This window comes from Simplicispira sp. GW247-4R2A (genome assembly GCF_059424465.1).
This window is the reverse complement of sequence record NZ_JBWKZM010000009.1, coordinates 14,688-34,647: the sequence shown is the minus strand read 5'-3', so window position 1 is coordinate 34,647 and position 19,960 is coordinate 14,688. Positions and strand designations below refer to the sequence as shown.

Annotated in this window: 15 protein-coding genes and 1 pseudogene; 9 read left to right on the top strand and 7 right to left on the bottom strand. The window is 64.3% G+C overall.

Features of this window, described 5'->3' with window-relative positions; translation table 11 throughout:
- Nucleotides 1–18 precede the first annotated feature (18 nt).
- The 4 genes and pseudogenes from AC07ZH_RS08135 to AC07ZH_RS08120 all read right to left on the bottom strand — a co-directional run.
- Nucleotides 19–1,260: an oligosaccharide flippase family protein gene (locus AC07ZH_RS08135; RefSeq protein ID WP_495199304.1), complete on the bottom strand. Its 1,242-nt coding sequence runs from the start codon at nt 1,258–1,260 to the stop codon at nt 19–21.
- A 46-nt stretch (nt 1,261–1,306) separates the two neighbouring features.
- On the bottom strand, nt 1,307–2,563 hold the full coding sequence (wecC, locus tag AC07ZH_RS08130) for a UDP-N-acetyl-D-mannosamine dehydrogenase (protein ID WP_495199303.1): 1,257 nt from the start codon (nt 2,561–2,563) through the stop codon (nt 1,307–1,309).
- Between the two features lie 32 nt (nt 2,564–2,595).
- A complete protein-coding gene (wecB, locus tag AC07ZH_RS08125) occupies nt 2,596–3,729 on the bottom strand; it encodes a non-hydrolyzing UDP-N-acetylglucosamine 2-epimerase (RefSeq protein WP_495199302.1) in 1,134 nt (377 codons plus the stop codon).
- A 111-nt stretch (nt 3,730–3,840) separates the two neighbouring features.
- Nucleotides 3,841–4,449 (bottom strand): annotated as a pseudogene (locus AC07ZH_RS08120) (nucleotide sugar dehydrogenase); the annotation flags it as partial.
- A gap of 219 nt (nt 4,450–4,668) precedes the next feature.
- Here AC07ZH_RS08120 and AC07ZH_RS08115 point away from each other — a divergent pair.
- From AC07ZH_RS08115 to AC07ZH_RS08090, 6 genes are all read left to right on the top strand, one after another.
- On the top strand, nt 4,669–5,472 hold the full coding sequence (locus tag AC07ZH_RS08115; RefSeq protein ID WP_119108440.1) for a polysaccharide biosynthesis/export family protein: 804 nt from the start codon (nt 4,669–4,671) through the stop codon (nt 5,470–5,472).
- A 63-nt stretch (nt 5,473–5,535) separates the two neighbouring features.
- Nucleotides 5,536–7,941 carry a GumC family protein gene (locus tag AC07ZH_RS08110; protein WP_495199301.1) on the top strand — a complete coding sequence of 802 codons (2,406 nt, stop codon included), beginning with the start codon at nt 5,536–5,538 and terminating at the stop codon, nt 7,939–7,941.
- A gap of 30 nt (nt 7,942–7,971) precedes the next feature.
- Nucleotides 7,972–9,645: a J domain-containing protein gene (locus tag AC07ZH_RS08105; protein ID WP_495199300.1), complete on the top strand. Its 1,674-nt coding sequence runs from the start codon at nt 7,972–7,974 to the stop codon at nt 9,643–9,645.
- Complete coding sequence (locus AC07ZH_RS08100) at nt 9,642–10,847, top strand: hypothetical protein (RefSeq protein WP_495199299.1); 1,206 nt, start codon at nt 9,642–9,644, stop codon at nt 10,845–10,847. Before AC07ZH_RS08105 ends, AC07ZH_RS08100 begins: the two co-directional genes overlap by 4 nt.
- Nucleotides 10,844–11,647: a tyrosine-protein phosphatase gene (locus AC07ZH_RS08095; RefSeq protein ID WP_495199298.1), complete on the top strand. Its 804-nt coding sequence runs from the start codon at nt 10,844–10,846 to the stop codon at nt 11,645–11,647. The genes AC07ZH_RS08100 and AC07ZH_RS08095 overlap by 4 nt, the downstream gene beginning before the upstream one ends.
- Before the next feature lie 77 nt (nt 11,648–11,724).
- On the top strand, nt 11,725–13,377 hold the full coding sequence (locus tag AC07ZH_RS08090) for a Na/Pi cotransporter family protein (protein WP_495199297.1): 1,653 nt from the start codon (nt 11,725–11,727) through the stop codon (nt 13,375–13,377).
- Between the two features lie 22 nt (nt 13,378–13,399).
- On the opposite strand, the gene AC07ZH_RS08085 is transcribed toward AC07ZH_RS08090, so the two are convergent.
- Genes AC07ZH_RS08085 through AC07ZH_RS08075 form a run of 3 tightly spaced genes read right to left on the bottom strand, consistent with a single transcriptional unit; the run spans nt 13,400 to nt 15,827 of the window.
- Complete coding sequence (locus tag AC07ZH_RS08085; protein WP_119108446.1) at nt 13,400–13,624, bottom strand: hypothetical protein; 225 nt, start codon at nt 13,622–13,624, stop codon at nt 13,400–13,402.
- Between the two features lie 2 nt (nt 13,625–13,626).
- Nucleotides 13,627–15,522, bottom strand: coding sequence for a ferrous iron transporter B (gene feoB / locus AC07ZH_RS08080; RefSeq protein ID WP_495199296.1), 1,896 nt, complete (start codon nt 15,520–15,522; stop codon nt 13,627–13,629).
- On the bottom strand, nt 15,519–15,827 hold the full coding sequence (locus AC07ZH_RS08075; RefSeq protein WP_495199377.1) for a FeoA family protein: 309 nt from the start codon (nt 15,825–15,827) through the stop codon (nt 15,519–15,521). The genes feoB and AC07ZH_RS08075 overlap by 4 nt, the downstream gene beginning before the upstream one ends.
- A gap of 202 nt (nt 15,828–16,029) precedes the next feature.
- Here AC07ZH_RS08075 and AC07ZH_RS08070 point away from each other — a divergent pair, with 202 nt between their 5' ends.
- The 3 genes from AC07ZH_RS08070 (at nt 16,030) to AC07ZH_RS08060 (ending at nt 19,956) form a co-directional block, all read left to right on the top strand.
- The gene (locus AC07ZH_RS08070) at nt 16,030–17,331 is read left to right on the top strand and encodes an MFS transporter (RefSeq protein WP_495199295.1); all 1,302 of its coding nucleotides are present in this window, start codon (nt 16,030–16,032) and stop codon (nt 17,329–17,331) included.
- A gap of 116 nt (nt 17,332–17,447) precedes the next feature.
- Complete coding sequence (locus AC07ZH_RS08065; protein ID WP_495199294.1) at nt 17,448–18,719, top strand: MFS transporter; 1,272 nt, start codon at nt 17,448–17,450, stop codon at nt 18,717–18,719.
- A gap of 70 nt (nt 18,720–18,789) precedes the next feature.
- Nucleotides 18,790–19,956, top strand: a complete 1,167-nt coding sequence (locus AC07ZH_RS08060) for a pyridoxal phosphate-dependent aminotransferase (protein WP_495199293.1) — start codon at nt 18,790–18,792, stop codon at nt 19,954–19,956.
- Nucleotides 19,957–19,960: the final 4 nt, after the last annotated feature.

The window sequence follows — 19,960 nt, the reverse complement described above, 5'->3', positions numbered from 1 at the left end:
AGCTGGAAAATAAAATCGTCATTGAAAGTATTTCCGCGTTATAGCTATCAATAACACGACCTCGGCCAATATAAATCCGATTGCGGCACCCAGCGCACCCGTTAGCATAACTAGCGCAGAGGTCAATATGAGGCTAAAAACGCCGGTGCCGATCAGTGCTTTCAGTAGATACCGTCTTTCTCCGAGGGCGTTCAGCCCGGCGATGCCAAACATAAAGTTGGAAACGCCAAAAAAGGTAGTGATGGTCATGGGGAGGGCCAAAAATATGATTTGGTCCGCATTTTCAATACGCCGAAACTGCGGAATTTGTTCCCCCATACCCACATAAATTCCGACAAAAAGAAGCACACCAGTAGCAAGCACACCGATCTGAGGAAGGGTCAGCCGGAGTAAATCCCAGAATACCTTCCTGGTTGGTACGCTCGCGGCTTGCGCTAGGCGCAGCGCCTTGGGGAAATAGATCTGATTAAGTGGCCTTGCCGCCGCTTGAATCGCCTTGACAAATTTCTCGGCTATCGAGTAAGAGGCTATGCCCGCATCTGAAGCACCAAGAAATCCGAGAATGAGAACATTCGCATCCCTATACGCGATAACACTTAGGTTTCCAAAAAAAATCTCCTTTCCCGACCATAGCATCGTTTTCAGATGCGTCGGCGGAATCTTCACGAAGCGAATTCCGAAGCGATACATCGCGTACGACACCCCGCCGACCGCCCCCGCAAGGTACAAAATGCCGATCGTAAATGGTACAAGAACGTAATCTGCAGGGGTGTGGACGGTCGCCAAGATCAACCCGACAGCGACAACCCTGCTGACTAAGAACAACGCCGCTACCGGCGCGTTGTGCTCCAAACCCTGGAAAAACCAGCTCGGCTGTATTGCGTAGCTAAGTGGTACCAGTGCCCAGCCCAGGACGAGCGGAAGCAGTTCCCGATCGAACAGCCAGGCGGAAAGAATTACCAGTGGTGCGCCGACAATGAACAGCAGCAGGCGCAAGTAGAGGATGCTGCTGAACAAATGGGATAACTCCTCTGAATTCCGGCGGAATCCTAGGGCGACGACATGCGCCACTCCATCCACTTCAAAGCTGAATAGAACCACGGTTAGCAGGAATAAACACAGCGCTTCAGAAAATACGATTTTTGAGTACAGTACGGGGCCCACAATCGATAGGGCGTATGGAAAAATCACTAAAGGCAAGACAGCGTTGGAAACCTGAATCGTCGTTAACGATGCAAAATTAATGAGTTTGTGCTTCATCTAGGAAAAACCAATATCTGAATTTGCAAACTATATACTCCCGCAATCAACCGAGGATCCCTCTGGTATCCACCACGCAAGGATGAAGAGCAAACTGGCTTCGCATAGAAACGAATTCTTTGTGATCTACCAAAAGTACGAGGATGTCTGCTTCTTTGACTGCCTGCTCAGTGCTAACAAGTTCAACCCCTTTCATATCAGAGAACTCCAACGGCAGTACCCCGACATACGGCTCTACCAACAACACCTTGCCCCACTTTTGACGGCAAACCCGCAAAGCGATATTCAATGCGGGACTTTCGCGCAGGTCGTCAATGTTCGGCTTGAAGGAAAGACCGAAACAGGCGATCACAGGGTTTTTGTAGCGACTGGCAGCCTGTCCAATCTTTTTTAACACCCAATACGGCTTGCTGTCATTGACTTCGCGGGCGCAGCGAATGAGAAGTGCGTCTTGGGGAACCTGGCTGACAATGAACCATGGATCGACGGCGATACAGTGCCCGCCCACGCCGGGGCCTGGTTGCAAGACTTTGACGCGAGGATGGCGGTTGGCAAGTTTGATAAGTTCCCAGACATTGACTTCAAGTTTGTCGCAAATGATGGACAACTCGTTGGCAAAGGCGATATTCACATCGCGAAAACTATTCTCGGTTAGTTTGCACATTTCTGCGGTGCGAGCGTTAGTGATTACGCACTCGCCTTCCACAAAGGTTTTGTACAGGCTCGCTGCCACGTCGGAACATCTTGAGGTCATCCCACCGATGATGCGGTCATTCTCAACTAACTCGCGGAGAACATGGCCGGGCAGCACTCGCTCGGGGCAGTAGGCTACTCGAATGTCGGACGCCTCGCCGTGCGTGTGCGGAAAGCTCAGGTCTGGTCGGGCCTCTGCCAACCAAGCTGCCATTTGCTCGGTAGCACCCACTGGCGAGGTGGACTCCAGGATGACCGAGTCGCCGCGCTTAAGCACCGGAGCAATGGATCTACTGGCTGATTCGATATAGCTCAGGTCAGGGTGATGGGGGCCGCTCGGCCCGTCCTTAAATGGAGTGGGCACAGCAATAAGAAACGCATCGGCCGGCTCGGGCCGGGTAGTGGCGCGGAGGTAGCCTTCACTAACTGCGGCGCGCACAACCATCTCCAGCCCGGGCTCAACGATGTGAATCTGGCCGCGGTTAATTGTTTCAACGGTACCCTGATTAACATCAACACCGATCACCTTTTTTTTTCTACTAGCGAAGATGGCAGCCGTGGGCAAGCCAATGTAGCCCAGACCAATGATAGAGATCGTTTCGAAATTCATAGGTAGATTTAAAAAATTGCTGGACACTAATGTCAGGGCGCGCGGAACTGCATGGCAACCAATGCCGCCAGAATTCGCTGACAGGCCTGGCCGTCACCGTAGGGATTGTGAGTAACACACATGCACCCATACGCATCCGCATCAGTGAGCAACTCAGCCAAGCTCTTGATGATGGTGCCAACTTCGGTACCAACCAACTTCACCGTGCCGGCCGCCACTGCCTCCGGGCGCTCGGTGGTATCGCGCATGACCAGCACCGGTTTGCCAAGTGAAGGCGCCTCTTCCTGAATGCCACCAGAATCTGTCAGGATGACGTAAGCACGACTCATGAGATAAACAAAGGGCAGATAGTCCAGCGGCTCAATCAAGTGCACATTGGTGATTCCGCCCAGCAGGCGGTTAACTGGCTCTCGGACGTTCGGATTCAAATGCACCGGATAGACGACATCGACATTCGGGAAGGCTTTGGCCGTTTCGGCTAAAGCTTTGCAGATGCGCTCAAAGCCGCCACCAAAGCTTTCGCGCCTGTGACCGGTGACCAGAACGATGCGCCGCTCGCCTGACAGGAATTTGAACTGTTCGGCAATGCGATGCTGCAGGGCAGCGTCGTCGTTTAGTTTTCGAACAACTTCCAGCAATGCATCAATGACGGTATTACCAGTAACAATGATGCAATCGGGCGGTACACCTTCCCGTTGTAGATTCTGGCTTGAGAGGTCGGTAGGCGCTAAGTGCAGTGCGGCCAATGCGCCGGTGAGCTTGCGGTTGCCCTCCTCGGGCCAGGGGGAATACAGGTTGCCCGTCCGCAGGCCAGCTTCAACGTGGGCCACCGGGATCTGCCGATAGTAAGCGGCCAAGCTGGCGGCGAAGGTGGTTGCGGTGTCGCCGTGCACGAGCACCACGTCAGGCTTAAACTGACTGAACACATCTTTCAAGCCATTCAGGATGGACGTGGTGACTTCCGTCAGATCCTGCCCCGCCTTCATGATATTGAGATCAAAGTCGGGCTCAATCCCAAAGAGCACCAGAACTTGGTCGAGCATCTCGCGGTGCTGTGCGGTGACGCAGACCTTGGCGTCGAAACGATTGTCGGCCATCAACGCCAAGACGAGCGGCGCCATTTTTATGGCTTCGGGTCGGGTGCCAAAAACGGTAAGGATTCTCATTTTTTAATGACTGTAGTTCAGAGCGCTCTCAGGATTCGATGGGGCTTAGCGTGATCGCCTGCGGTGCACATATTGGCGATGAAGGCGTTGGCAGGCCTCGTCGATCGGCATTGCTGCTGAACTGCTGCTGGCCTGGTAGGTGCCAGCGGTGATGATCTGTGCGTACAGCTGGTTGACGGCCTGGGTCGCCTCGGGCGTGCTGCCGCTGGTCACCTTTTTAATGGTGGGCAGGCGGTGCTGCTTGTCGCCGGGGTTGATGCGCTCGGGGCTGTAGCCGCAATAGAAGTCGGTGTTGAATGCCAGGCCACTGTGCTTTTCCAGCACCGGCACGCACACCTCTTCGGTGGCGCCGGGGTACACAGTGGATTCGTAGATGACCACGTCGCCGGGCTTGAGCGCCTTGCCCACGGTTTCGCTGGCCTTGACGAGGGGCGTAAGGTCGGGCCGATTGGCCTGGTCTACCGGGGTGGGCACGGTAACGATGAAGACCTGGCACGCCCGCAGGTCGGCTGCGTTGCTGCTGAACTGCAATTGGCGGGCAGCGGCCAAGTCTGGTGGTTCGACTTCCAAGGTGCTGTCGCGGCCCGCTTGCAGCTCGGCAATGCGCGCTTGGTTGATGTCAAAGCCCAGCACCGGGCGCTGCTTGCCGAATTCCACGGCGAGGGGCAGGCCCACGTAACCCAGGCCGATGATGGCGATGTGTGCGTTCGATAAATTCATAAAGCTGCAGTGAGCAAGGCCGACGCCGTGGCGCCTTAAGCCCCTATTAAAAAAATGGTGCTTGGCGGGCGCATTCTAAAGTTGGCAGGCCTACAGAGGCCTTGTTAATATCAAAAGTCGGCTCACTGTGTCTGTCACACAAAAGTGGTGCCGGGACTGCGCTTTATACTGCGCCGGTTGCTCTGCACCGCTGCTTTATAGAAAGTTCCCTTGCCAGCCATGCCCCATTGCCGCTCGATTCTTTATCGTCTGCACTCCCTGCTTTTTGTGGCGGTGGTCGCGTACGGCCTGACAGGTGGCCCCGCAGCGGCGCAACAAGGCACGCCCATGCGCGGCGAAGTTACTGCTGCGGCCACCCCCCCCACGGCAAGCCGCGGGCTTGATGCCCCCGCACGCAAGCTGCAAGAGGCCGGCGCAGTGCCCAGCACGGTCGATTCGGACTACAAGATCACCCCCAATGATTTGCTGGAGATTGAGGTATTCGGCGTGAGCGAGCTCAAGCGCACGGTGCGCGTGAACACCAGCGGCCAGATCGCCATGCCGCTGATCGGCACGCTGAGCGTAGCGGGCTTGACCCCAGCCGATGCCGAGGCGCTGATTGCGCTGCAATACAGCGGCAAGAACTTCCTGCAGGATCCGCAGGTGTCCATCTTCGTGAAAGAGTTCACCACGCAGCGCGTCACGCTCGATGGTGCGCTGAATAAGCCGGGCGTGTACCCGCTGACGGGGCAGATCACCCTGCTGCGCGCACTGGCCATGGCCGGTGGCGGCGGGCAGTTGGCCGATATGGAAAACGTGATGCTGTTTCGCATGACGCCCGCCGGCAAGAGCGAGTCAGAGAAATACGACGTACTCAAAATTCGCAAGGGCGAGGCGCCCGACCCCATGCTGCAGAACGACGATGTGGTGGTGGTCAACCGTGTGGAATCCCGCGTTACGCTGCGCGACTCGCTGTTCCGCGACATCATCGATACGCTCAACCCCTTTGCTTCCAGCTACCGCAACGTCGCAACCCCCAATTGAAGCCCGCTCGCCACGCGAGCGCCCTGGGGTGGCACGCCGCCCTTTTTAGTTTTTCTGCGCGCCATGTCCCAAGACCCTCAACACCCCGAGCCTGACCACCTGCCCGCTGCACACCGCGGGCCCGCCCCTTCGCACGCGCTGCAGCTGCGCGGCAACCATGCGCTGGGCATGCCCATTGCGCAGGCGCCAGCCCCGCAGGAAGAGGACGACGACACGCTCGACCTGCGCGACCTCTGGCGCATGGTGGTCAAGCACAAAGGGCTGCTGGTGTCGGTGGCCATTGGCGGGCTGCTGGTGGCTTTGCTGCTGAGCTTCATCAAAACGCCGCTGTACCTGGCCACCACCACGGTGCAGGTGGACAAGCGCGCCGCGCGCGTGGTGAAGTTTGCGCAAGACGCCGACGCGAACCAGGATGTCGATGAGCGCACGGCCTTGGGCACGCAACTGGAGCTGCTCAAGAGCCGGGTGCTGGCCGAGCGGGTGATCGACGAACTGCAACTTGACCGCCAGGGCCTGCCCCTGCCCACGGCGGCAGCGCCTGCGGGCGACGCGGCGCCTGCCGGCAGCGATGCAGAGCCCGAAGCGCCCGAAGCCACTGGCTGGCAGGCCATGATGGGCAACCTGCTGGACCGCATCAAGGACAGCTACGGCAAGATCCGCGAGCCGGCATCGAACAGCGCCGAACGGCTCAACCGCGAACAGGTGTTGAAGGCTTTTAACGACACTGTGAAAGCCGAGCAAGTGCGCAATTCGCGCATGCTGCGCGTCCAGGTGGAAAACGCCAGCCCGCAACTGGCGGCGCGCATTGCCAACAGCGTTGCCGAGGGCTTCATCGCGCTGAACCTGGAGCGGCGCATGGATTCGTCGTCCTACGCCAAGACGTTCCTGGAAACGCAGCTCGGCCTCACCAAGGCCAAGCTGGAAGAGTCGGAGCGCAAGCTCAACGAATACGCCCGTTCGCGCAACATTCTCACGCTGGATGAAAAGACCAACGTGCTGAACCAGACGTTTACCGAATATTCCACAGCGCTCACCAAAGCCGAACAGGACGTGATCAAGACCGATTCGGACTATGAGGCGATTCGCACGGCGCCCGACACGTCGCGCCAAGTGCTCGAGAGCAAGACGATTCAGGACTACAAGGCCCAGATCAGCAAACTCGACCAGGACTATCAGGAAGCGGGCAAGGTCTACAAGGACGACTTTCCCAAAATGAAGCAATTGCGCGCGCAGATGGACGAACTCAACAGCCGGATCAAAGCCGAGGTGCAAAGCATTCTGGCTTCGGTACGCAACCAGGCACAAACCGCCAAGCGCCAAGAGCAACTCATTCGCTCCCGACTGCAGCAAACGCGCGCCGAAATCATGCAGGCGCAGGACCGCAGCGTGGACTTCAACCTGCTCAAGCGTGAGGTGGACACCAACCGCGAGCTCTACAACGGCCTGCTGCAGCAGGTAAAAGAAGTGGGCGTGGCCGGCGGGGTGGAGACGAACAACATCCAGGTGGTGGACAAGGCCGAAGTGCCGCTGTTCCCCTACAAACCCAAGCTGGCGCTGAACGCTGCCATTGGGCTGCTGGCGGGCATTGTGCTGGGGCTGGGCATCGTGTTCCTGATGGAATCGATGGACGATTCGATCAAGTTCGCCGACGAGGTCGAAAAGCTCTTGCAGGTGCCGCTGTTGGGCGTGATCCCGAAGGTGAAGGAAAAAACCAGCCTCGCCAGCCTGGCGCTGTTGGTGCACGAAGACCCGCGCGGGCATATCGCCGAGGCCTACCGCTCCGTGCGCACGGCGCTGCAGTTTTCCACGGCCGATGGCGCGCCGCGCCGCCTGGTGCTAACCAGCACGACCAAGAACGAGGGCAAATCCACCACGGCGCTGGCGCTGGCCATCAACTTCGCGCAGATGGGCGCCAAGGTGGTGCTGATCGACGCCGACATGCGCAACCCCTCGGTGCACAAGTACCTGAACCTGCCGAATACGGCAGGCCTGTCGAACTACCTCTCGGGCCACGGCAAGCCGGGCGAGATCACGCGCATGAGCGCCATCGACAACCTGATGGTGATCACCGCAGGGCCGATTCCGCCCAGCCCGGTCGACTTGCTTACCGGCCCGCGCCTGGGCGAGCTGATGGACCTGCTGGAGGTGCGCGGCGCGCAGTACATCATTTTCGACGGGCCACCGGTGCTGGGCCTGGCCGACGCCATCGTGCTGGGCAACCAGGTGCATTCGGTGTTGTTCGTGGCGCAGGCCAGCCAGACGCGCAAGAGCCACATCAAGGACGCCTTCCGGCGCCTGCGCATGGCCGGCGTCATGCCCTGCGGCGTGGTGCTGACCAAGACCACGGCGCAGAACACTGCCTACTACACCTACGACAACTATTACGGCTACGGCGTGGATTCGCCCGCACCCAAGCCACCGGCTGCCGGCCAGGGCGATCGCACCGAGCCTTCGCTGACGGCGGCTTGAGGCCGCGCCAGCCGAGCAGCCGGATTTCCCATGCCCAAGAACGCCCTGGCCAAGGTGCTGCTTGATTTTGGCCGCACGCCTGGCCGCTACGCGTTGCGCCTGCGTGAGCCGCGTGAGCTCTACGCCCAGCTCGACACCGTGGCGCTGTGGGCGCAGGGGCGCGTACCCGATGCGCTGCAAGCCCAGGCGCAAGAGATCAAGGCAGCAGCGGTGCTGTTCATCCAGCGCGCCTGCTTTGCGCAGGAGAACACCCACTACCAGGTGCTGGGCCTGATGCCCGGCGCGGTTGACCCCGAACTGCTGCGCACCCGCTACCGCGCACTGATCCGCCTGACCCACCCCGACATGGGCGTGCAGGGCCTGCCCAGCGGCGCCGCCGGCATGGTGAACCGGGCGCAGGAGGTGCTGGCCAACCCCGAATTGCGCGAGCGCTACGACCAGCAGCTTGAAGGCAGCGCGCGCCCCACTTGGCAAGGGGTGGCACCTGCGCCCGCGCCCAGCACGGCCGACGTGCGCAGCATGCAGCGCCGCCGCCTGGACAGCCACCACCACGCGGGCCTGGGCGAGCGCTGGCGCGCGCTGTGGGCCCGCTACCCCACGCAGGCGCGGCTGCTGCTGACGGCCACGGGCGTGGGCGTGCTGGTGCTCGGCCTGCTGACCTGGGCCGCCAACGATGCGCCCGGCGGCGCGCTGGTGGTAGCCCGCGCGCCGGCAAAAGCGGGCGCCGCCACGCCGCAAAGCCTGGCACGCAGCCCCGTGACCCAGACTGCGGCACGACCTGCATCCACCGCTCCACAAGCGCGCACCCCGACAGCAGCGCCGCCCGCAGCTCTGGCAACAGCCAACAGTGAAGACCACAAGGCCGACCTCACCTTGTCGCGCGACGTGCTGTGGGCTGCCGAGCCGGCCAGGCCATCCGCGGCGCGTGCGGCAGCCGCCACAGAGGGCGGCGGCGCCACACCCACTGCACGTGCACCCGCTACCGCCCAGGCACCTTCGACGCCGCTGCCGCAATTCGCCGCCGATGCAGCAGCACTCCCCCGCAGCCCGACCCCCGAGCCGCGCGCGGCACGCGAGCCGAGCGCCACGCGCGTGGCATTGAACAGCCACAGCGACGACGCCCTGGCTGCGCCGCCGGCGCGGGCAACGCCCGAACCGATACAGACGCCGCCAGCCACCTGGACCGCAGCCGCAGCAGCACCCATGCCTGCGCCCACCCCCGCCCCCGCGCCCTCACCCACGCGCCCGGTGGCGACCGCACCGGCACAGCCGCCAGCCCCGGCAGCACCGCCTCCAGCGCCGACGCCGACGCAGGCTGTGGCGGCTGCCACCGCGCCCACACCGCAGTGGAGCGTGGACGTGCCTGGCGCAACGCAATATCTGCGCGACCTGATGGTGCTGCTTGAGCGCCCGCAGGAGGCCAGCCGCACGAATGAGCTGCTGCGCAGCATGAATGTGAAGGGCAATGTGATGGCACCCGGCCTGCGGCTGGCGCGCGACTACCCACAGCTCAAGGTCAACGCGATGGCGCTGTCGGAAACGCGGCGTCCCGGGGCGCTGGATTTGCACGGCTCGGTGCTGATCACAGCGCAGAACCCCCAGACCGCCGCCAGCACCACCGTGCGCTACCGCGTATTGGCGCAGTTCGTTGGCGCAGAAGGCGGCACTGCCCTGACCCGGCTTGACATGCAGGAGTTCGAATGAGATCCAGCCCTGCCCGCCGATTGGCGCGCGCCACCTGGATAGCCCTGTGGCTGGCGCTGGCCGGCGTGCTGTGCGTCTGGGCCTGGCCGCAGCAGATTGAGCGCGGCTGCTGGCTGGCGGAGTGGCCGTTTGAGCAAGGCTGCAGCGACTACAGCTCGGGCAAGCTGGAGACCACCACGCCGACCCAGCAGATTGCGCACCTGGAGCGCAACATTGGCGACGGACGCGCCTACTTGTGGCTGACCACCAACCTGGCTGGGCAGAGCGACGACCTGGCCACGCCCTTGCTGCCCTGGCTGCAAAAGCTGGCGCCGCACGACGATCAGGCGCTGACCCTGCAGGCCTCGGCCAGTCTGCGCAACAAGGACTACGCGAGCGCCGCCAAGGCCTTGACGCTGCTGGTCGAGCGCGGCGAGGCCAACGCCCGCGAGCCGCTGGTGGCGTTGATGCTTGAGCCCACCACACAGGATTTCGTGCGCGCACAGCTCACGCCGCAATCGCGCTGGCTCGACCCGGTGCTGAATTCGCTGAGCGCGCAGGTTCCCGTGGATGCCCTGCAAGCTTTCGTGAGCGAAGGCTGGAAGCTTGGCGTGCTGCGCCCGAACACGGTGCTCGGCCAGATTGAGCGGCTCAAGCGTGACGGCTACTGGCTGGACGCCTACAGCCTGTGGGTGGCGCTGCTGGGCCAGGTGCACGACGGCTTGTACAACCCCGGTTTCGACCGGCGCGCGAGCCTGCGCGGTTTCGACTGGACCTGGCCGCAGCAGCGCGCTGGCAAGGTGGGCGTGCAGGTGGCGCAGGTGTCCGCCGCACCGCGTCCCGGCAATATGCTGCAGGTGGAAATGACCGGGCGCGCCGCCCTGCCCCAGGCTCTGGTGAGCCAGCCGGTGGTGCTGCTGGGCACCCGGTACCGCCTCACCGGGCGCTACATGAGCGACCGCTTGCGCTCGCGCGAGGGCCTGGTGTGGGCGCTGCGCTGCGCTTCAGGCGACGAGCGCTTTGCCCAGACCGAGGTGCTCGAAGAGACGCAAAAGGAGTGGCGCAACTTCGAGCTCGATTTCGAGATGCCGGCCGAGTGCGAAGGCGCAGCCCGCCTGCAACTGGAAGCCACCGCCGCCTGGGAAGCGCGAGCAGGAATCGCTGGGGTGATGTATTTTGACGACTTCGAGTTGCGCCCCCGCGCGGCCGAGGCTTCCCAATGATCGACCTGCATTCCCACCTTCTGCCTTGCATTGACGACGGCGCGCGCTCGCTGGAGATGTCGCTGGAGATGGCACGCCAAGCGGTGGACGCAGGCACCCGCATCATGGCCTGCACGCCGCACATCTACCCCGGGCTGTACATGAACGACAGCGCCGGCATTGCGGGCCACATCAAAAAACTGCAGGCCGAACTGGACGCGAATGGCATCGCGCTCAAGCTCACGCGCGGGGCCGACGCGCACCTGGTGCCCGAGCTGCTCGAAGGCCTGCAAAGCGGGCGTGTGCCGACGCTGCACAACTCGCGCTACTTTCTGCTGGAGCCTTCGCACCACGTGGCGCCGCCGCATTTCGAGGATTCGGTGTTCCAGATCATGGTGGCCGGCTTCGTGCCGCTGGTGACGCACCCCGAGCGCCTGGTGTGGATCGAAGACCACTACCCCACCTTTGTGCGCCTGGCCGAGCGCGGCGCCTGGATGCAGCTGACGGCAGGCTCGATCACCGGGCGCTTTGGCAAGCGGGCACGCTACTGGAGCGATCGCTTCCTGGACGATGGTCTGGTGGCGGTAGTAGCCAGCGACGCCCACAACACCCGCGCCCGCAACCCGCGCATGGACGAAGCGGTGGAGCGGCTTATTGAATGCGCCGGCAAGGACGAAGCACGCCGCATGGTTCTGGGGCGCCCACAGGCCGTGCTTGACAACCTTGAGCCGGGCGCGGTGCCGACCGTTCCGGGCCTGGCCTCCGGCAAGGCCCGGGCGGGACAAAAACCCTGGTACCGGCGCCTGTTTGCAGGCCGGTAGCGCACTGCCGCGCGGCGTTAAGCCGGCGTCACGTGCTATGAAATTCGCATTCCGACGTATAGTGTCCGGTTAGCGAAATGAAACATCTTTTGAACCTTTTGGCCGCCGTGGCCTTGCTCGTGTGGGGCACCCAACTGGTGCGCACGGGCATTTTGCGTGTATTTGGGGCCAGTCTGCGCCAGCTCATTGCGCACAGCGTGCGCACGCCGCTCGCCGCCGCCCTCTCGGGTGTCGGGGTCACGGCGCTGGTGCAGTCGAGCACGGCGACCGCGCTGATTGTTTCGGCCTTTGTGGGCCAGGGGCTGATGGGCCTGGCGGCGGCGCTGGCCGTCATGCTGGGGGCGGATGTGGGCACCAGCGCCATGGCGGTGCTGTTCTCGCTGGATCTTTCCTGGCTCTCGCCGTTGTTCATCTTCGTCGGCGTGGTGCTCTACGTCTCGCGCCAGGACACCACGGCGGGCCGCGTGGGCCGCGTGTGCATCGGCCTGGGGCTGATGCTGCTGGCGCTGCGGCTGATCAACGATTCGGCCACCGAGCTGACCCGCTCGGAGACGGTGCGCACCCTGCTGGGTGCGCTGACCAGCGACATCATGCTGGAGATCACGGTGGGGGCGATTCTCTCGATCGTGTCGTATTCCAGCCTGGCAACCGTGCTGCTGACCGCCACCCTGGTCGGCCCGGGCGGTGTGCCCGCCATCGTCGGCCTGGGGCTGGTGGTGGGCGCCAACCTGGGCAGCGGCCTGCTGGCGGTGATCACCACCATGCGCTCCAGCGTGGAGACGCGCCAGGTGCCGCTGGGGAACCTGATTTTCAAGATCCTCGGCGTGATCGTCATGGCGCCTTTGGCGGCCCCCTGGCTGCTCTACGCCCGCCCGCACATTCCCAGCGATGCGGCGCTGGTGGTGCTCTACCACCTGGTCTTCAATGTCGTCATGGCGCTGGTGTGCATTGCCTTTACCAAGCCAGTCGCCAGCCTGGTCGAGCGCCTATTGCCGCGTGAGCAGGCCAACCCGACCGACACGCGCCCGCGCCACCTCGACAACTCGGCACTGGCCACGCCGTCGCTCGCCATTTCGTGCGCCGCGCGCGAAGCGCTGCACCTGGCCGATGTGGTGGAGACCATGCTGCAGGGCATCCACACGGTAATCCGCACGGCCGACCTCAAGCTGTCGCAGGATTTGCGCAAGCTCGACGACACGGTCGATGGCCTGTATTCGGATATCAAGTACTACATGACCAAGATCTCGCGCGAAGCGCTGGACGAGCGCGAGGGGCGGCGCTGGGCAGACATCATGGGCTTCACCATCAACATGGAGCAGGTGGGCGACATCATTGAGCGCATCCTGATCGACATCGAGGACAAGAAGATCAAGCGCGGGCTCAAATTTTCCGAGGCCGGCATGGAGGAAATCAACGACCTGCACGCACGCCTGCTCGACAACCTGCGCCTGGCGATGAGCGTGTTCCTCAACGGCAACGTACGCGACGCCAAGAAACTGCTGGAAGAAAAAACCCGCTTTCGCGAGCTGGAACGCGACTACGCCGCCGCGCACCTGGTGCGCCTGCAAGACCGTTCTGTGCCCAGCATGGAAACCAGCTCGCTGCACATTGACCTGATCAGCGATTTCAAGCGCATCAACTCGCTGCTGTGCTCGGTGGCCTACTCCGTCCTGGAGCATGACAACGCGCTGGCGCCCAAGCGGCCGCACGCGGGCAGCGGCGCGGCCTGAGCAGGCTGGGGCGCACAGCGCCTCAGCGGCGCGTCAAAGTGATGGGTTTTGTCGCTGCTTGCGCGGGCGAACCCGGCTTGGGCCCGCAACCGCCGCAGTCGCTGCACGCCGAAGAGCAGGACGGCGCCTTGCCCAGTTCCGGCCGGATGGCCGCTAGGCGCCGGCGCAAGGCGCCGGGCATCAGGTACCAGAGGGCGTACACCACGGCCACCAGCACGGCAGCGTTCACTGCAAGGTTCTGCCACATCTTTACGCTCCCATCGCCAGGGCGATTCGGTAGGTGATGAAACTGCCCGCATAGGCCAGAGCAAAGAGGTAGACCGTCATGACCAGCGCCAGGCGTGAGGACCCGGTTTCGCGCCGCACGGTGGCCAGGGTCGAGAGGCACTGCGGCGCGAAAATGAACCACACCAGGAGCGAGAGCGCCGTGGCCAGCGACCACTGCTGTGCGATCAGCGGGCCCAGTTGCGCGGCAGTGTCATCCCCTGTGGCCGAGAGCGCATACACCGTGCCCAGCGAGCTGACCACCACCTCGCGCGCCGCCATGCCGGGCACCAGGGCCACGGCAATCTGCCAGGTAAAGCCTATGGGTGCAAAAACCACCTCCAGCAGCGAGCCGATCCGGCCCACCAGGCTGTACGCAATGGCCGGCCCGGCGCTGCCTGCCGGCGCCGCCGGGTAGGTGGAGAGAAACCACAGCAGGATAGTGAGCGAGAGAATGATGCCGCCCACGCGGCGCAGGAAGATGCGCGCACGCTCCAGCAGGCCCACCGCGAGGTTGCGCACGCTCGGCCAGCGGTAGGCGGGCAGCTCCATGATGAGCGGGGTGGGCGCCAGCTTGCCGCGCCAGAGCTTGAGCACCCAGGCCACGGCCATGGCGCTGACAATGCCGCCCACATACAGCGCGAACATCACCAGGCCCTGCAGGTTGAACACTCCCGCCACGGTTTTCGAGGGGATGAACGCGGCAATCAGCAGCGCGTACACCGGCAGGCGCGCCGAGCAGGTCATGAGCGGGGCGATCATGATGGTGACCAGGCGCTCGCGCCAGTGCGTGATGGTGCGCGTCGCCATGATGCCGGGCACGGCGCAGGCAAAACTCGAGAGCAGCGGAATGAAGGAGCGGCCTGACAGGCCCACCGTGCCCATCACGCGGTCGAGCAGGAAAGCGGCGCGCGGCAGGTAGCCCGAATCTTCCAGCGCCAGGATGAAGAAGAACAGGATCAGGATTTGCGGCAAAAACACCAGCACGCCGCCCGCCCCGGCAATGATGCCGTTGACCAGCAGGCTGCGCAGCGCACCTTCGGCCATGTGCGCCGACACCCACTGACCAAGGCCGTCCACCACGCCATTGATCGCGTCCATGGGCACCTGCGCCCAACTGAACACCGCCTGGAACATGAGGAACATGGTGGCCGCCAGCAGCAGCATGCCCCACAGTGGGTGCAGCACCACGCGGTCAATGGCGTCGTCGCGCCGCAGCAGACCTTCGGGCTCGGTCACGGCCAGGCGCATGATGCGCTGCACCTCGACCTGGGTTTGCAGCACCTGCTCCAGGCCGTGCGGCTCCCAGGGCTGGGGTTTGGTCTCGGCCGCGGGGCGCCAGCCATCAAGAAAACGCAGCAACTCGGCGGCGCCGCCCTTCTGGATGCCCACCGTTTCCACCACCGGCATGCCCAGCTCGGCCTGCAGCCGCTCACGGTCGATGCGGATACCGGCGCTGCGGGCGGCGTCGCTCATGTTCAGCGCCAGCACCATGGGCACCCGCATGGCCCGGGTTTCGAGCACCATGCGCAGGCCCAGCTGCAGGTTGGCGGCGTTGACGACGCAAACCAGCAGATCGGGCAGCGCCTCGCCAGCACGCTTGCCGGTGACGACGTCACGCGTCACGCTCTCGTCCGCGCTGAGCGCATTGAGGCTGTAGGCACCCGGCAGATCGAGCACCCGCAGGCGCCGGCCGGAGGGGGTGAGCAGCACGCCTTCCTTGCGGTCGACGGTGACGCCGGCGTAGTTGGCGACCTTCTGGCGACTGCCAGTGAGCAGGTTGAACAGCGCGGTTTTGCCGCTGTTGGGGTGGCCCAGCAGCGCCAGTTGGTCAGGCGCAAGGCCGGCTGGCGCGCCTGGGGAGGACATCGATGCCGTCATACCGGCACCGCCAGCGCAGCGGGCGGCATGGCCCCCACCCGGACCAGCGCAGCTTCGCGCCGGCGCAGGGCAAAGGTGCTGCGCCCGACGCGCACCGCAAGCGGATCGCCACCGCCCATGGAACGGGCCATGACGCTGACGCGCTGACCCGGCAGAAAGCCGATTTCCACCAGGCGCAGCAAGACATCATGGTCTTGCGGCTCGGCGTTCATGTTCAGGCCCTGCACCCAGGCGTCGGTGCGCAGCGGCAAGTCTGCCAGGCTGCATTCGACAGCGGCGCGGGTGGCCGCATTGTTGGGAGGCATTTGGCTCACGGCAAATCTTTGGGAAAGACAATAGGAATAGTTCTCATTTTATAAAGTTCCGGGCAAAAGCGGGAGGTTTTTCAGCAAATAGGCGGCGAAAACACCAGAGTTTGCGTTGGCGCAAAGCGTTGGAGTCTCACAACGTGCGCCGCGCCACACGGCCGTGACAGCGCGCGCAGGCCGCGCCGTGTAGGCTCCTGCCATGCAGCAGACACCCTCGGCAGAGTCCACGGCACTTCCCAACCTAGCGCCCACACCGTCCCCCCCGAAAACTGCGCTGTGGTTCATGCTGCTGGCGCTGCTGTCGGCTTTTGCGCTGAGCCAGGCCTACCGCACCGTCACCGCCATCATGGCCACCGGCCTGCGGCACGACTTTGGCCTGACCCCTGCGTCGCTGGGCGCATTTGCCGGCCTGTTTGGCCTGTCGTTCGGTGTTGCGCAGTTTTTCATGGGCATCGGCATGGATGTGGTCGGCCTGCGCCGCACCGTGCTGAGCGCGTTCCCGCTGACCATCGTCGGCGCGGCGCTCTCGGCCTGGGCGCCCGGTTATCCGTGGCTGATGCTGGGGCAGTTGCTGATCGGCGTGGGCTGCGCACCGGCGTTTCTGGCCTGCACCGTGTTCATCGCCCGGCATTTCCCCAGCGCACGCTTTGCCTTCGTGTCGGGCATTGCCATGGGCGTGGGCGGGCTGGGGCTGCTGTTCACGGGAACGCCGCTGGCCTGGCTGGTGCAGCGCGCAGGCTGGCGCAGCGGGTTCGTGCTGCTGGCCGTGCTGTCGGCGCTGGCCTGGCTGCTGATCTGGCGCCGCGTGCACGAGCCAGCCCTTGCCGGCCCGCCGCCTGAGCGCGAACACTGGCGCACGGCGGTGCGGCGCTTTGGCGCGCTGTTTGTGCTGCCGCACACGCTGGGCATCCTGCTGCTGGGCATGGTGGCCTACGCGTCGTTTCTGGCGCTGCGCGGCCTGTGGATCGGGCCGATGCTGATCGAGCGCTACGGTTTCACCCTGGTGGGCGCGGGGAACATGGCGGTGGCCATGTCGCTGATTTCGCTCTTCAGCCCGGCCCTGTTTGGCCGCATCGACCCTGGGCCGACCCGCAGACGCCGCTGGGTGGTGAATTTCTCGCTCGGCATCTCGGTGCTGTACCTGGGCGTGGGCCTGGCGCAGCAGGTGGCGCTGAACCTGGCACTGGTGCTAGCGATTTCGGTGCTGTCGGGCTATTCGGTGCTGCTGTACTCCGATGTGCGCTCGTCCTACCCGAGCGACTTGACGGGGCGGGCGCTGTCGGTCTTCACCATGGCGATGTTCCTGGGCGTGGGACTGATGCAGTCGCTTACCGGCTGGGTCGCCGGTTGGGCGCAAGGCCACGGGGTCGAGCCCTACCGCGCCGTGATGACCACGATTGCCGCGGCGCTGGCATTGGGCTCGACGGCGTTTCGCTACCTGCCGGAGTCGCCGCTGCTGCATCAGCACAGCCCGCAGGAGGCGAGGCACGCAAAAAATTAGCACAAAAATGGGCGCTAGCGCTTATCCCTATTGCCTAGACCGCTATCGAAACAAGAGTTCTACAGCCGCGACAGCACACGCCCGCTCCACGGTGTAGGCTGTCAAGACAGCACCCTATGTCCGCTCCCCAAATGACTCCGCCAACGCCGCAAGGCACTTGCCCACCCACTGCGGCGCCTGTGCTGGCGCGGCGCTGGGTGATGTTGATCGCGCTGATTGCAGGGTTTTCGCTGAGCCAGGCGTTTCGCACCGTGACCGCCATCATCGCCACCGGGCTGCAGGGCGAGTTTGGCCTCTCGCCGCAAGCCCTGGGGCTGTTTGCCGGCGCCTTTGCATTTGCCTTTGGCGGCATGCAGATGTTCATGGGCATCGGCATCGACCTGTATGGCGTGCGGCGCACGGTGCTGGCGGCGTCTCCGCTGACCATCGTGGGCGCGCTGCTGTCGGCCCTGGCACCGGGCTATGGCGCAGTGCTGCTGGGCCAGGTGCTGATTGGCCTGGGCTGCGCGCCGGCGTTCTTGGTGTGCACCGTGTTCGTTGCGCGCTATTTCGAGCCGCGGAAGTTTGCGTTTGTTTCGGGCCTGGCGATGGGGCTGGGCGGCCTGGGCATGCTGTTTACTGGCACGCCGCTGGCGTGGCTGGTGGCGCAGTGGTCCTGGCGCGCGGGTTTTCTGGTGCTGGCGGGCCTGGCCGTGCTGGCCTGGCTGCTGATTGCCTGGCTGGTGCACGAACCCGAGGGCGCGGGGCACGGCGCGCCGCCGGGCGAATCGGTGGCCGTGGCGGTGCGCAGCTATGGCGCGCTGTTTCTGCTGCCGCACACCGTGGGCATTTTGCTGTTGTCGCTGGTGACCTATGCCGGCTTCCTGACGCTGCGGGGCCTGTGGCTGGGGCCTGTGCTGATCGAGCGCCACCATTTCAGCCTGGTGGCCAGCGGCAACGTGGCGCTGCTGGTATCGCTGATCTCCCTGGTGGGCCCGGCCTTGTTTGGGCGCGCGGACCCTGGCCCGCAGCGCCGTCGCGGCTGGATCATCGGGTTGACGCTGCTGGTGGGCGCGATCTTCGCCGCCATGGCGCTGGTGCAGCACAGCTGGGTGGACGTCGGCGGCGCGCTGCTGGTGGGCTTCCTGTCGGGCTACATCGTGCTGCAGTACGCCGACGTGCGCTCGGCCTACCCGCCCGCGCTGACCGGGCGGGCCATGGCGGTGTTCACCATGGCCATGTTTCTGGGCGTGGCGCTGGCGCAGTGGCTGACCGGTGTGGCGGCTGCGGTGGCGCAAGACCATGGCGTGGAGCCGTACCGGGCGGTGTTCGGCCTGCTGGCCACGCTGCTGGTGGCCGGGGCGCTGGCGTTCTGGCTATTGCCGGCGCCGCCGGCCACGCGGGCCTGACGCGCCACCCGGAAGACTTCTCGCTACGATCTGACACTCTGGTTGATTCCCCATACGCTCACCCATCCCCATGCGCCAAGCCATCCTGAACCTCGAAGAATCCAAAATCCGTGAAGTGGCCAACGCCGGCATGGGGCGCAGCGACGTGCTGCCGTTCTGGTTCGGCGAAAGCGACGAGGGCACGCCCGAGGCGGTGCGCGCGGCGGCGATTGCATCGCTGCAAGCGGGCGAGACCTTTTATTCGCACAACCTGGGGCTGCCCGAGTTGCGCCAGGCCGTGGCCGATTACGCCAGTCGGCTGCACGGCCCGGTGGCAGTGGAGCGCATCGCCATCACCTCGGGCGGCGTGAACGCACTCATGCTGGCGATGCAGGCGCTGATCGATGCAGGCGACGAGGTGGTGGCCGTCACCCCGGTGTGGCCCAACCTCACGGCGCAGCCGCTGATTCTGGGTGCACGCCTGCGCTGCGTGGCGCTGCAACCCCAGGCGGACGGCGCCTGGACGCTCGATCTGCCCGCGCTGCTGGAGGCCATCACGCCCCAGACCCGGCTGCTGGTGGTCAACGCCCCCAACAACCCCACGGGCTGGACGCTCTCGCGCGCCGAGCAGCAGGCCATCCTGGCGCGCTGCCGCGAGACCGGCACCTGGATTCTGTCGGACGAGGTGTACGAGCGCCTGTACTACGCCGGGGGCTCGGCCCTGGGCGCGGCGCCGTCGTTTCTCGACATCGCCAATGCACACGACCGGCTGGTGGTGGTGCAGAGCTTTTCCAAGTCCTTCCTGATGACCGGCTGGCGCCTGGGCTGGCTGACGATGCCCGCGGCCATGACGCCGCAGATGGGCAAGCTGCTGGAGTTCAATACCTCGTGCGCTCCCGTGTTCGTGCAGCGTGCCGCGCTGACCGCCCTTGCGCAGACCGAGGCCATCACGCCGCGCATCGTGGCCCACCTCAAGGGCTGCCGCGATACGCTGGTGCCGCTCTTGCAAGCCGTTCCCGGCGTGCAGACGAGCAGCGCGCCGGGTGGCATGTACGCCTTTTTGCGCATTGCCGGCCACGGCGATTCGCTGCAGCTTGCCAAGCGCCTGGTAGCCGAGGCCGGCCTGGGCCTGGCCCCCGGCATTGCTTTCGGCCCCGAAGCAGAGGGCTGGCTGCGCTGGTGCTTTGCTTCTAAGGACGTGGGCCGGTTGGCGCAGGGTGTGCAGCGGCTGGAGCGCTGGCTGGCGGCGCAGCGCTGACATC